10 protein-coding genes are annotated in these 12,571 nt (G+C 65.6%); 5 read left to right on the forward strand and 5 right to left on the reverse strand.

The window, feature by feature from the left end:
- Window positions 1–25 precede the first annotated feature (25 nt).
- From ACE103_RS02135 to recQ, 3 genes are all read right to left on the reverse strand, one after another.
- Entirely contained in the window at window positions 26–1,774 is a 1,749-nt protein-coding gene (locus ACE103_RS02135) for a flavin-containing monooxygenase (protein WP_375778152.1), read from the reverse strand.
- Window positions 1,775–1,941: 167 nt separating this feature from the next.
- Window positions 1,942–2,634: an alpha/beta hydrolase gene (locus ACE103_RS02140; RefSeq protein ID WP_375778153.1), complete on the reverse strand. Its 693-nt coding sequence runs from the start codon at window positions 2,632–2,634 to the stop codon at window positions 1,942–1,944.
- Window positions 2,635–2,778: 144 nt separating this feature from the next.
- Window positions 2,779–4,647 carry a DNA helicase RecQ gene (gene recQ / locus ACE103_RS02145; RefSeq protein WP_375778154.1) on the reverse strand — a complete coding sequence of 623 codons (1,869 nt, stop codon included), beginning with the start codon at window positions 4,645–4,647 and terminating at the stop codon, window positions 2,779–2,781.
- Window positions 4,648–4,781: 134 nt separating this feature from the next.
- Between recQ and ACE103_RS02150 the strand changes: the two genes are divergently transcribed.
- Genes ACE103_RS02150 through ACE103_RS02160 form a run of 3 tightly spaced genes read left to right on the forward strand, consistent with a single transcriptional unit; the run spans window position 4,782 to window position 8,832 of the window.
- Window positions 4,782–6,125 (forward strand): c-type cytochrome, encoded by a 1,344-nt coding sequence (locus ACE103_RS02150; protein ID WP_375778155.1) that lies wholly within the window; start codon window positions 4,782–4,784, stop codon window positions 6,123–6,125.
- A complete protein-coding gene (locus ACE103_RS02155; RefSeq protein WP_223974612.1) occupies window positions 6,122–6,613 on the forward strand; it encodes a (2Fe-2S)-binding protein in 492 nt (163 codons plus the stop codon). The genes ACE103_RS02150 and ACE103_RS02155 overlap by 4 nt, the downstream gene beginning before the upstream one ends.
- Window positions 6,610–8,832 carry a molybdopterin cofactor-binding domain-containing protein gene (locus ACE103_RS02160; RefSeq protein ID WP_375778156.1) on the forward strand — a complete coding sequence of 741 codons (2,223 nt, stop codon included), beginning with the start codon at window positions 6,610–6,612 and terminating at the stop codon, window positions 8,830–8,832. Before ACE103_RS02155 ends, ACE103_RS02160 begins: the two co-directional genes overlap by 4 nt.
- A gap of 201 nt (window positions 8,833–9,033) precedes the next feature.
- Here the strand turns inward: ACE103_RS02160 and ACE103_RS02165 are convergent, their stop codons facing one another.
- Entirely contained in the window at window positions 9,034–10,254 is a 1,221-nt protein-coding gene (locus ACE103_RS02165) for a DUF2235 domain-containing protein (protein ID WP_375778157.1), read from the reverse strand.
- Window positions 10,255–10,358: 104 nt separating this feature from the next.
- On the opposite strand from ACE103_RS02165, the gene ACE103_RS02170 reads away from it, so the two are divergent.
- The gene (locus tag ACE103_RS02170; protein WP_375778158.1) at window positions 10,359–10,592 is read left to right on the forward strand and encodes a hypothetical protein; all 234 of its coding nucleotides are present in this window, start codon (window positions 10,359–10,361) and stop codon (window positions 10,590–10,592) included.
- Window positions 10,589–11,116, forward strand: a complete 528-nt coding sequence (locus tag ACE103_RS02175) for a hypothetical protein (protein WP_375778159.1) — start codon at window positions 10,589–10,591, stop codon at window positions 11,114–11,116. Before ACE103_RS02170 ends, ACE103_RS02175 begins: the two co-directional genes overlap by 4 nt.
- A gap of 74 nt (window positions 11,117–11,190) precedes the next feature.
- Here ACE103_RS02175 and ACE103_RS02180 read toward each other — a convergent pair whose 3' ends face one another.
- Window positions 11,191–12,567, reverse strand: a complete 1,377-nt coding sequence (locus ACE103_RS02180; protein WP_375778160.1) for a VWA domain-containing protein — start codon at window positions 12,565–12,567, stop codon at window positions 11,191–11,193.
- Window positions 12,568–12,571 lie beyond the last annotated feature (4 nt).

Genomic DNA, 12,571 nt, shown 5'->3' on the forward strand with positions numbered 1-12,571 from the left:
ATCCCGGCCGGGATACCGCTGAGGTTCAGACCATGGGGACGCGCTTGGCGGCGACCGCGGCCGGCGAGATCACCTCGATGTCGAGCGGCACCTGCCAGCGCTCGGTGAAGCGGACCTGCGGCGGCGCGTTGCCTTTGCGGGCACCCTGCAGCACGAAGCCGTCATAGCCCGAATTCATCACCTCATTGCACTTCTGCACATAGATCGGGAAGCCGCCGATATAGGGCATGAACACGCGGGGACGGCCCGGGATGTTGGCGCCGACATACCAGGAGCTGCAGGTCGAGCGCAGCGAGACCGTGGAGACGTCGTTGACATGGGCGACCCAGGCGTCCTCATCGTCGCGGACCGCCTCGATCGTGCCGGCGCCGACGTCGCGCATGTGACCAAGGCAATCCGCCAGCCAGTCGACATGCTGCTCGATCGCCTGGATCATGCTCGCGAGCACCGACGGACTGCCGGGCCCGGTGATCATGAACAAGTTCGGAAATCCTTCCGAGGCGAGGCCGAGATAGGCGCGCGGGCCGGCGCGCCATTTTTCGGCGAGCGTCTGCCCGCCGCGGCCGGTGATCGCGATCTTGTCGAACGAGCCCGTCATGGCGGCAAAGCCGGTGGCGGAGACGATCGCATCGAATTTGTATTCGGTGCCGTCGACCACGATGCCCTCGGTGGTGAACCGCTCGATCGGTGTCTTCGACACGTCGACCAGCTTCACATGCGGCAGATTGTAGGTCTCGAAGTAGTTGGTATCGACGCAGAGCCGCTTGCAGCCGAACACGTTTCGAGGGGACAGCAGCTCGGCGGTGGCAGGATCCTTGACGATGCCGCGGATCTTCTCGCGCGCGAAATCGGCGATGGTGTCGTTGGCGGCCTTCTCGAACAAGAGGTCGCCGAACGCGCCGAGGAAGGGCAGGCCGCCGCGTTGCCAGGCTTCCTCATAGAGGCGCTCGCGTTCGTGCTCGCTTGCCTGCAATGCGGGCTGGGCGTTGAACAGGAAGTAGAACCCGGTCGGGCGCGCACGCGCCTTCGCACGCAGCTCCGGATAATGCGCCTTGGCTTCCTTCAGATATTCCGCCGACAGCCGCTCGTTCCACGCCGGGACCGACCAGGTCGCGGTGCGCTGGAACACGGTGAGCTCCGACGCCTGCTGCGCGATGATCGGGATTGACTGGATCGCGGACGAGCCGGTGCCGATGACGCCGACGCGCAGGCCGGTGAAGTCGACACCCTCATGCGGCCATTCGCCGGTGTGATAGATCGGCCCGCGGAAATCCGCCATTCCGGGGAAAGCAGGGCGGTTCGGCGCCGACAGGCAGCCGACCGCCATGATGCAGAATTTGGCAGTGACCTTGTCGCCGCGATCGGTCTCGATCAGCCAGCTGCCTGCTTTCTCGTCGAAGGTTGCCGCGGTGACGCGGGTGTCGAACACGATCTGGCCGCGCAGGTCGAAGCGGTCGGCGACGTGGTTGGCGTAAGCGAGAATTTCGGGCTGCGGAGAATATTTCTCCGACCAGCTCCAGTCCTGGTCGAGTTCCTCGGAGAACGAGAAAGAGTATTGCAGGCTCTCGACGTCGCAGCGCGCGCCGGGATAGCGGTTCCAGTACCAGGTGCCGCCGACGCCACCGCCGGCCTCATAGACCCGCGCGGTGAAGCCGAGCCCGCGCAGCCGATGCAGCATGTACAGGCCGGCGAACCCTGCGCCGATCACGACGGCGTCGAACGTTCCAGTTTCGGCAGGGCGCGCAGCCTTGCGCGCGGTGCTCTCCTGAGCCATGGCCCGTCTCTTCCCTATCTCTTGTCGTTAAGTCTTGGTCACGCCTCGTTGGACGCGACGACCGAAAGATTAGGGCGAGGGCGGCGCGGCCCGCAAGCGCATGCGCTGCCGCGCCGGGTATGGCTCCTATGCCGCGGCGCCGAGGGCTGCGGTATCCGGGCGCTGCATCAGGCGAGACTCGTCGCGGCCTCGTCGATGAAGGCGGTCACCTCGACAGGCTTCGAGGCCAGCGAAGCGTGGCCGGCAGCGAGCGTGATGATCTTGCGGGGCTTCATCCGCTCCGACATCCGCTTCTGATTGTCGGGGTTGATCATCCGGTCTTCGCTCGAAATCTGGTACCAGACCGGTTTCTTGCGCCAGGCCGGCGCGGTGATGTTGTTTCCGAAGGTGCTGGCAAGCGGCGCCTTCTGGGTGACCGCCATCACCAGCGCTTCATCGGCAGGCAGGTCCTGGCAGAAGCTCTCGTGGAATTTGTCGGGCTTGATCCAGAGATAGCCGTCGCTGTCGGGCGCAAGATTGGCGATCGCAGCCGGCGGAAGCGCCTGGCTGATGCCCCCGGGGCTCTCGCCGGCGTCGGGCGCGAAGGCCGCGATATAGACGAGGCCAGCGACATTGGGCAGGTCGCCGGCCTCGGTGATGACGGCGCCGCCGTAGGAATGGCCGACCAGCAGCACCGGACCGCTCTGCTGCTTGACCATCTTGCGCAGGCGATCGGCGTCGTCGGCGAGTGAGGTCAGCGGCATCTCGACCGCTTGCAGGCCAGTGTGCCCCTTGCGCGCGAGCGCGACGATCACCTTGCTCCAGTGCGCCGCACCTCCCCAGAATCCGTGAACCAGAACGATCGTCGGCTTGCTGCTCATGCTCGGCTCCTCTGGTGGATGAGTTAAGGAAACGCGGTCAGGATGAGCGGGTGCCTGGCTGCCGTCAACGAGACAAAGCGCGGCGGCCTTGCGCCGGTGTCACGTTGTCGTCACCGAGGCGAGGCAGTCGCCAAGGCCGACTGTTCAGTCGTCGTTCGACTTCACGATCCGGATCAGCTCGGCGCCGTAATGCTCGAGCTTCTTGTCGCCGATCCCGGCGATGTTGCGCAGTTCGCCCAGCGTATCCGGACGCATCGCGGCGATACCGTCGATGGTCGAATCGTGCAGCACCACATAGGCCGGCACGCCGCGCTGCCGCGCGACCTCCGAACGCCAGGCGCGTAGCGCCGCATGCAGCGCTGGGCTGGCGATCCCGCCGGGGCTGTCGGCCGCGGGCGCGAGTTCGCCACGGCGCGACTTGCCGCGGACCGCGCGGTTGCGCGCGCCTTCCGGCTGCTCGCGCAGCATCACCGCGGTCTCGCCTTTCAAGACGCCGCGGGCGCTATCGGTCAGCTTCAGCGCGCCGAAGGCGTCGCTGTCGGCGCGCAGATGGCCCATCGCCACCAGCTGGCGCAGCACCGCGCGCCACTGCTTCTCGTTGAGCTCGCGGCCGATGCCGAACACCGACAATTGGTCGTGGTTGAACTGCTTGACGCGTTCGGTCAGCCGCCCAACCAGCACGTCGATCAGGTGCATGGCGCCAAACCGTTGCCCGGTGCGATAGGCGCAGGACAACAGCTTCTGCGCGAGCACCTTGCCGTCGCGGACCCGCGGCGGCGTCAGGCAGTTGTCGCAATTGCCGCAGCTTTCGTCGGTGCGGGTCTCGCCGAAATAGCCGAGCAGGCGCTGCCGCCGGCAATGCACGGTCTCGGCGAGCGCAACCAGCGCATCGAGCTTGCCGATCGAGACACGCTTGAAGGCGTCGGAGCCGGTCGATTCGTCGATCATGCGGCGCTGCTGCACGATGTCGGAGAGGCCGTAAGCCATCCAGGCGGCCGACGGCTTGCCGTCACGGCCGGCGCGTCCGGTCTCCTGGTAATAGGCCTCGATGCTCTTCGGCAAATCGAGATGCGCGACGAAGCGCACGTCGGGCTTGTCGATGCCCATGCCGAACGCGATCGTGGCGACAATCACGATGCCGTCCTCGTTGAGGAAGCGGTCCTGATTCCGGGCGCGCACGCCGGCGTCGAGCCCGGCGTGATAGGGCAGCGCGGGAATGCCGGCCTCGCTGAGCGATGCGGCAACGTCCTCGACCTTGGCGCGTGACAGGCAATAGACCACGCCGGCGTCGCCGGCATGCCGCTCCTTGATGAAGTTCTTCAGTTGCGTAGTGGCGTTCTGCTTGTCGACGATCTCGTAGCGGATGTTGGGGCGATCGAAGCTTGCGACGAACTCCGGCGCGTCGGTGAGTGACAGCCGCTCGGCGATCTCCTTGCGCGTCAGCGCGTCCGCGGTCGCCGTCAGCGCGATGCGCGGCACCTTGGGGAAGCGCTCGGCGAGTGCGGACAAGCCGATATATTCGGGGCGGAAGTCGTGACCCCATTGCGAGACGCAATGCGCCTCGTCGATCGCAAACAGTGCGATCTGCGCCTGGCTGAGCAGATTGAGGCAGCGCGGCGTCAGCAGCCGTTCCGGCGCGACATAGAGCAAATCGAGATCGCCGGCGAGCAGCCGCCGCTCGACCTCGGAGGCTTCCTGATAGGACAGCGTCGAATTCAAAACCGCAGCGTTGACGCCGGCCTCGGTGAGACCCGCGACCTGGTCACGCATCAGCGCGATCAAGGGCGACACCACGATGCCGCAGCCATCGCGCAGCAGCGACGGCAGCTGGTAGCACAGCGACTTGCCACCGCCCGTCGGCATCAGCACCAGGCAATTGCCACCATCGGTGACGTGGCGGACGATCTTTTCCTGCGCGCCGCGGAAGCCCGACAGGCCGAACACGGAACTGAGCACGGATCGCGCGTCGCGGGGCGGAGCGGATGCATGATCGAGGGCGGGCTGGGCGGTCATGATCCCTTGCTTGATCCCTTGGGGATTCCCCCGGATTTCCCTGGGGTCAACAGGCGGTGATCGAGGTCTTCTGGCCGAACGATACCGGAACGAAACGTGTTAATACACGTCCCAACAACAAACTCAATTCACGCATGGCCGGCCAACTGCGGATCATCACAGGCATTGCTGCGATCGTGCTGGTCGCCGGCGCAGCCGTGGGCGCTGCGATCGCCTGGCGGCCGCAGATCGCGGCCATTGCGCCGCCCCGGCCGGACACTTTCGATCCCGACATCGTCAAGCGCGGCCGTGATCTCGCGGCGATCGGCAATTGCAACACCTGTCATACCGTGCAGGGCGGTGGGAACTATGCCGGCGGGCTTCCGGTTCCGACGCCGTTCGGCACCATCTTCTCGTCGAACATCACGCCGGACGGCGAGACCGGCATCGGTGGCTGGCCGGAGGAGGCGTTCGTCCGCGCGATGCGCTCGGGCGTCGCCCGCGACGGCCGGCATCTCTACCCGACCTTTCCCTATGACCATTTCACCAATGTCTCCGATGCGGACGACCGGGCGCTCTACGCGTTCCTGATGACGCGACAGCCGGTGCATGCGTCGCCGCCGGCGAATCAGCTGGCGTTTCCGTTGAACCATCGGCCGCTGATTGCCGGGTGGAAGTTGTTGTATTTGCGCAGCGGCGACGTTCCTTCCGATCCGGCGAAGGGCGCCGAGTGGAACCGCGGTGCCTATCTGGTCGAGGGGCTCGCGCATTGCGGCGCCTGCCACACGCCGCGCAACGCGCTCGGCGCCGAGCGGGTGAATGCGCAGTTCTCCGGCGGCGACGTCGACAATTGGCACGCCAATGCGCTGAACGACGCCTCGCACGCCCCGGTGCGGTGGACGGCTGACGCCTTGTACGCCTATCTGCGCCGCGGCTGGCACAGCGATCACGGCACCGCACGCGGGCCGATGGCTGAAGTGGTCGGCAATCTGGCTGATGTCGCCGACAGCGACGTGCGCGCCATCGCCGTATACATGGCCGATATCTCGGGTGCGCCGGTGCCGGATCGCAAGCAGCCCGCTGATGCCGTGGCGCAATCGGCATCACTGGACGCAGCGCAAGCCAACGCCGCGGGCGCGGCGATCTATGCTGCGGCCTGCGCAGCCTGCCATGAAGGCAATCGGGCGCTGCCCTATGGCGGCGTCAATCTCGGACTCAGCACGGCGATTGCGAGCCCCGATCCGCGCAATCTCGTCAACATCGTGCTGGCGGGCATCGGTGCCATCGCGGGCGAGCGCAGCCCGATCATGCCGGGCTTCGCGGCCAGCATCGACGACGCGCAGATGATCGCGCTCGCGAACTATCTGCGTGTCCGCTTCGGCAAGCAGCCGGCGTGGAACGATCTCGACAAGGCCGTGCGCGAGGCGCGCGCGGTGCAGGCCACGTCGCTTGCGGCGCGCGACGCGCCTGCGGACTCCAGACAGCGAGGCACGCCATGACGACATTGAAGGTCAATGGCCGGGATCATCAGGTTGATGCCGATCCGGATACGCCGCTGCTCTACGTGCTGCGCAACGATCTCGCACTCAATGCCGCCAAGTTCGGCTGCGGGCTCGGGCAATGCGGCGCCTGCACCGTGATCGTCGACGGCAAGGCAGTGCTGTCCTGCGTCACGCCGCTGCTGCTCGTCGAAGGCAAGCAGGTGACGACGCTCGAAGGGCTCGGCACGGTGACGGCACCGGCGCCGATCCAGCGCGCCTTCATCGAGGAGCAGGCGGCGCAGTGCGGCTACTGCATCGCCGGGATGATGATGCGCGCGCAGGCGCTCCTGATGCGCAACCCGAAACCATCAGATGCACAGATCCGCGCCGAGCTGGAGCCCAATCTCTGCCGCTGCGGCACCCACATGCGCATTCTCCGCGCGGTGCATCGCGCCGCGAGGCTGATGGATACGGCCGACGCCGCAAGCGACAGGAGCGTCCGATGACCGCGCCGGTGGTGCTCGATCGCCGCAGCGTGCTGGCTGGCAGCGGCGCGCTGATCGTCAGCTTCTCGTTCCGCCATGCAGTGGCGCAGGAGCAGAAGACTCAAGGCCCGAAGCTGCCAGGTAGTCTCGCGACCTCGCCCAATCTGGATTCCTGGATCCGGATCGATGCCGATGGCCGGATCACGGCCTTCACGGGCAAGGCCGAGCTCGGCCAGGGCTTCCGGACTGCGTTCCAGCAGATCGCGGCCGAGCAGCTCGATATTCCCTTCGAGGCGCTGAAGGTGATCACGGCCGATACGAAACTCACGGCGAACGAAGGCTACACCTCCGGTAGCCATTCGATGCAGGACAGCGGCACCGCGATCCTGCATGCCGCGGCGCAGGCGCGTGCGCTGCTGGTTGCGGAAGCGGCCAGGCGGCTCGACCTGCCGCCCGATAGTTTGCGGACCGAGAATGCGACGGTGATCGCCCCCGACGGCCGGCGTCTGGGTTATGGTGAGCTCGTCGCCTCCGACATGCTGCATGTCCAGGCGCAGCCGCCATCGCGCCTGAAGGATCCGGCGAGTTTCACAGTGATGGGCCAGCCGGTGCCGCGCGTCGATATTCCGGCCAAGGTTACCGGCGGCGCCGCCTATGTGCAGGAGATGCGGCTTCCCGGCATGGTGCATGCGCGCGTGGTGCGCCCGCCGAGCTACGGCGCGCAGCTGATCGAATGCGATACGGCCGCGATCGAGAAGATGCCCGGTGTGATCGGAATCGTGCGCGACGGCAATTTCCTCGCCGTGGTGGCGGAGAGGGAGTTTGCCGCGGTCAAGGCCATGCACGCGCTGTCAGCCGCGGCGAAATGGCGGGAGAGTGCGAAGCTGCCGAACCAGCGGGATCTGGCAAATGTGCTGACCGCGCTGCCGTCGCAGGACTTTGCAATCTTCGAGCGCTCCGATCCCGCGGTGAGCGGCACGCGATCGCTCGAAGCGACCTATACGCGGCCGTATCAGTCGCATGGCTCGATCGGACCGTCCTGCGCGGTCGCGCAGTTCGTCGATGGCGCGATGACGGTGTGGACGCACACCCAAGGCGTCTACCCCGACCGGCAGGCCATCGCCGAAATGCTCGGCATGCCGCCGGCCAGCGTCCGCCTGATCCATGTCGAGGGCTCCGGATGCTACGGCCATAACGGCGCCGACGATGCCGCGGCGGACGCCGCGCTGATTGCCCGTGCGCTGCCCGGGCGCCCGGTCCGGGTGCAGTGGATGCGCGAGCAGGAGCACGGCTGGGAGCCGTATGGCCCCGCGATGGTGACCAGGCTGAGCGCCTCGCTCACGGCCGACGGCAGGATCGCCGACTGGAATTTTGCGGTGTGGAGCAACACGCATTCGATGCGGCCCGGCGGCGCTGGCTCGCTGCTTGCGGCCCAGCACATCGCGCGCTCGTTCGCGGTGCCTGCGCCCAAACCTTTGCCGCTGCCGGAAGGCGGCGGCGATCGCAACGCGATCCCGATCTACAATTTCCCGAACGCGCATGTGATGCATCACTTCATTCCCGCGATGCCGCTGCGGATATCGGCGATGCGCGCGCTCGGCGCCTATCACAATGTGTTTTCGATCGAGAGTTTTATGGACGAGCTGGCCGATCTCGCCGGCGCCGATCCGGTCGTGTTTCGCCTCAAGCATCTCGACGATGCGCGCGGCCGCGCGGTGGTCGAGAAGGCCGCCCAGGAATTCGGCTGGAGGCCCGGCGAGAGAGCGCCGCAGAATCGCGGCTATGGCTTCGCATTCGCGCGCTACAAGAACCTCGCCGCCTATTGCGCCATTGCGACCGAGGTGGAGGTTGATCGCGAGACCGGCCGGGCTCGCCTGGTGCGCGCGGTCGCTGCTGTCGATGCCGGCCAGGTCGTCAATCCGGACGGCATCGCCAATCAGGTCGAGGGCGCGATCGTGCAGTCGGCGAGCTGGACGCTCTATGAGAGCGTCACCTTCGATGAAGCAAGGATCACCAGCATCGACTGGCAGACCTACCCGATCCTGCGCTTCAATGCCGTGCCCGACAGCATCGCCGTCCACATCATCAACCGCCCGGGCCAGCCGTTCCTCGGCAGCGGCGAGACCGGGCAGGGCCCGGCCGCTGCGTCGCTCGCCAATGCCATTGCGCGCGCGACCGGCAAGCGGCTGCGCGACCTGCCGCTCAGCCGCAAGCGGATCAAGGACGCGATCGACGCCTGAAATGAAGTTGATTGGATTGATCTAACCGCAAACTCGCTGCACCTCTCCCGCTTGCGGGGGAGGTCGTATCGCATCGAAGATGCGATACGGGTGGGGGCTCTTTCCACAATGTGACTCGCTGAGGGACACCCCACCCCAGCCCTCCCCCGCAAGCGGGAGAGGGAGCAGGTCGCCTTCGCGGCTAAATCATGCTTGAGGCCTTCAGCCCGTCGGAGCGGGCGGCGCCGGTGGTGGCGTCATTGGTTCGACCTTGTAGGTTTTCGGCAGGTTGATCGGCTGGTAGGTCGGATCCTTGTCCATCCGCTCAACCACCGAGCTATGGATGGTCGCACCTTCCGGAATTGGCCGCGGCTCGCCGCGCGGCAGGTAGAAGCCGAGGAAGGACTTCCGCTCCGGCCATTCCTTCCATTTGTCGCTCTTTGGAATCCATTCCAGGATTTCCCAGGCGGCGGTCAGCGAATTGTGCAACGGAGCCGTCGCGCTCGGCGGCACGAAGTCGTGCTTGTGCGGCGGCAGCAGCATGCCCCAGGCGAGATGATCGATCAGCGCCTGATCCATGTGCAGCCCGGCGGACCTGGCCTGCTCGAGCATCCAGATCAGCGGAAATTTTGACGGCCCGCTCTGGTCCTCGGGATAGCCGCCGCCGACGTCGGAGTGCACGCCGGCGAACCAGGCCTGGCGAATGTCCTGCTCCACATCGGTCGCCGGATCGAACGGATCGGAGCGGAACTTCTGCGGTTCGATCCAGCGGTTGAGGCGGAACATGCGCCTGCGTTCGTCGATCGAGATCGTCTGGCGAAATCGCCTGACAATGAAGTTGGTGCGGGTAAACAGCAGCGTCTGGAGATCGAACAGGAAGTTGTCCTGCCGCGGCACGATGATCGAGGCCACGGTATCCCAGACCCCGACGAACTCGATGTCGATGTTGCGCCCGCCGGCGATCTGGCTGAAGTGCCAGGCTTCCTTCAGCGGGGCATCGTCGAACGTGCCGTCCGATTTCTGGGAGTCGGAGCTGGCTTTCTTGTAGGTGTTGAACGCGTAGTCCGCGATATCGAGCTGGTCGACCGGCAGGAGGCCCATCACATGAACGAAGGCCGCCAGCGTGCGCACGGTATAGGCGCCGCGGCTGAAGCCGAACATCCAGACCCGGTCGCCGGGCTCCCAGAGCCGGCACAAAAACCGGTAGGCGCCGAGCGTGTCCTCGTCGAGACCGGCGCCGAAGGCCAGCCCGAACAGGCCGCGTACTTCCTGCTTGAAGCGGCCCCAGCTGTTCTGGAGGCCGATCGTGCCGAGACCCGGATGATAGTAGATGCGCTGCCGGTCGTCCTTGTCGGCGACGCGAAACAGCTTCAGGACGTTGGAAATATTGGCGCCGATCTCGTTGCCGGTGCCGTCGCAACAAATCACAATATCCTTCGGCATCCGTTGCCCCCGCGGCCGCCGTGAAAATTCGTGATCTCTATGTACGGCAGGACACGGGGAAGATTCAATCTTCAATTGAAGACGGTTCTATGTACGCGGCATGAATGCCGACAGTCGTTCTGGAGCCTGCGGCCGGCATCGGGCCCGTGTGCTCGCACGACACGACGATCCGCAGAATTCAATTGCAACACCTTGGAAAAGGTGGGAATCTCAACGGCAGTCATTGCGATATTCCGTCGATATTTTTCTGGCCTTCAGGGATTTCGCCGGTGCGCGCGATCATCTTGCCTGCCGCCTTTCGCAGCTTCCTCAGCCTGGACCGGAACGGATCGGCATGAGCCACCAAGCTCTCGTGACGGTCATTCTCGCGGGATTGGTGGTGAGTGCGTTCGGACTGTTCTGGTGGGTCGGCAGCTATTCCGATCGCGTTTTCGTGGGCAGATTCCGGACCCGCTTTCCGGAGAAGACGCTGAGCTACACCGGCGATCAGCTCGGCGAGCTGGTGCAATCCGATCTGCGGATGAAGTATGTCTTCCCGATCCTGTTTCCGCTCGATCTCGTCGTCATGCTGGCGCTGGCGGGCGCGATGGGCGCGGCGTCATCATTCTGGCTGAACCAGATCTATCCGACTGCAGCGTGGCTCGGCCTGGTCGTGCCGGCGGTGTATCTGCTGAGCGATCTGATCGAGGATTGCTTGCTGGCCTGGCTGTTGCTGCACGGCGATCCGCATGCGGCGGCACGGGCCGTCTCGATGCTGAAGGCGATCACGACGATCAAGCTCGTCAGCATCTCTGCCTCGATCGCGCTGACGCTGGTCGCGCTCGTCGCATGGCTGTTTCACAGCGACTCGCTTCGCCTCTAGATTTTTGTTTGACGCGTTTTCTTCACGCGAACCGGTGTCCACTTCACTCGAAAACGCTCTAAAGCGCTGGCGATCTATTGATACGTCGCCACGATGTCGGAGACGGCGCGCTCGAGCTGCTGCGCGGTCGCGCACTGTCGCACCACGGTGCAGAAGGTCGCGTAGCGAGGCATCTCGGAATCGCCAAAGCCCCAGACCATGCGGCCTTCAGGGTTGAGCCATACCAGTCGCTTTGAACGCTCGCCGATGCGGCGCAGGATGTCGGCGCGCGGATCGAGATTGTTGCTGCGGGCGTCGCCGAGCACGATCACCGTGGTCTGCGGCGTGATCGCGCTCATCCAATTGTCCTCGAAATCGGCGAAGGAATTGCCGTAATCGGACGAGCCGAAGCCGACCTTGGACATGATCTCCTTCATCGCTTCTTCCGGTGAATTGGATTCCAGGATGTCGCTGACCTCGATCAGGTGGCCCGAGAAGGCGAACGAGCGGACGTCGTCGACCACCTCGTGCAGGCTGTGGATCAGGAGCAGGAAGAAGTCCGAGACGCGGGCGACCGATCCCGAGACGTCGCAGAGGGCTATGATCTTCGGCCGGTCGCGATGCTTGCGCTTCCACGCGGTGAGGAACGGCACGCCGCCCCAGGCCGCATTCCGCCGCAGCGTGCGGCGGACGTCGAGATGGCCGCGGCGTTGACGCTTGCGCGGCTTGGAATAGCGCTCGCGCAGCCGGCGTGCGATCTGTCGGATCAGCGCACGCATCTGCTCGACCTGGCGCGGCTCGATCCGCGCTAGCGGCGCGTTGCGCAGGATCTCGTTGCGCAGGTTTTCGGTCTCTTCGCGTCCGTAGAGCAGCAGGGCTTGCGAGACCGTGTCGCGAACCGTGCCGCGCAGGCCGTTGAGCGCCTCCTGCAGCCGCTCGGCAAGCGCCGGATTGCGCGTGGTCTGTTCGTCGATGTCGTCGCGCAGGCGCTGGATGCCCATTGCATCGAGGATGCGGGTCTGGAAGATGCCGCGCTGGGTGAAGTAGCGGATGTCGGGTAGCGAGGCGGCGCCGGAAGCGTTGGCGATCGCCGTCGATATCGCGGCGCGATCCTGCGACAGCAGCATCTGCGCCAGCGGCCCGACATTCTCATTGGCAGCGCCGCCCGCCGTATCGCCGTGCTCATCGGCCGACGGGTTGGCGGCGGATTCGTTGTTGTCGTCGGTCTTGTCCTGCTCGGCGCTCTCCTGCTGCGGCTCGGGCTGGCTGAAGAACAGATCAAAGCATTCGCCGAGCGAGCGCTTCTCGTCCTGCGTCTTGGCAAGCGTCAGCAGGAACGTGTCGCGCAGGATGTCGCGGTCGGCAAAGCCGACCTGGGCGACCGCCCGCATCGCATCGATGCTTTCGGCGGGCGAGACCCGGACCCCGGCTCCCCGCGCCGCACGAAAGAAGCGATGCAGGTTCTCGCGCATCTTG

The sequence above is a fragment of the Bradyrhizobium sp. ma5 genome, assembly GCF_042258955.1.
In the GTDB taxonomy this organism is placed as follows: domain Bacteria; phylum Pseudomonadota; class Alphaproteobacteria; order Rhizobiales; family Xanthobacteraceae; genus Bradyrhizobium.

Excerpts from the sequence above, each read along its gene's own strand:
- ACE103_RS02135 (WP_375778152.1), bottom strand. The coding sequence starts at position 1,774 with ATGGCTCAGGAGAGCACCGCGCGCAAGGCTGCGCGCCCTGCCGAAACT.
- ACE103_RS02140 (WP_375778153.1), bottom strand. The coding sequence starts at position 2,634 with ATGAGCAGCAAGCCGACGATCGTTCTGGTTCACGGATTCTGGGGAGGT.
- recQ (WP_375778154.1), bottom strand. The coding sequence starts at position 4,647 with ATGACCGCCCAGCCCGCCCTCGATCATGCATCCGCTCCGCCCCGCGAC.
- ACE103_RS02150 (WP_375778155.1), top strand. The coding sequence starts at position 4,782 with ATGGCCGGCCAACTGCGGATCATCACAGGCATTGCTGCGATCGTGCTG.
- ACE103_RS02155 (WP_223974612.1), top strand. The coding sequence starts at position 6,122 with ATGACGACATTGAAGGTCAATGGCCGGGATCATCAGGTTGATGCCGAT.
- ACE103_RS02160 (WP_375778156.1), top strand. The coding sequence starts at position 6,610 with ATGACCGCGCCGGTGGTGCTCGATCGCCGCAGCGTGCTGGCTGGCAGC.
- ACE103_RS02165 (WP_375778157.1), bottom strand. The coding sequence starts at position 10,254 with ATGCCGAAGGATATTGTGATTTGTTGCGACGGCACCGGCAACGAGATC.
- ACE103_RS02170 (WP_375778158.1), top strand. The coding sequence starts at position 10,359 with ATGCCGACAGTCGTTCTGGAGCCTGCGGCCGGCATCGGGCCCGTGTGC.
- ACE103_RS02175 (WP_375778159.1), top strand. The coding sequence starts at position 10,589 with ATGAGCCACCAAGCTCTCGTGACGGTCATTCTCGCGGGATTGGTGGTG.
- ACE103_RS02180 (WP_375778160.1), bottom strand. The coding sequence starts at position 12,567 with ATGCGCGAGAACCTGCATCGCTTCTTTCGTGCGGCGCGGGGAGCCGGG.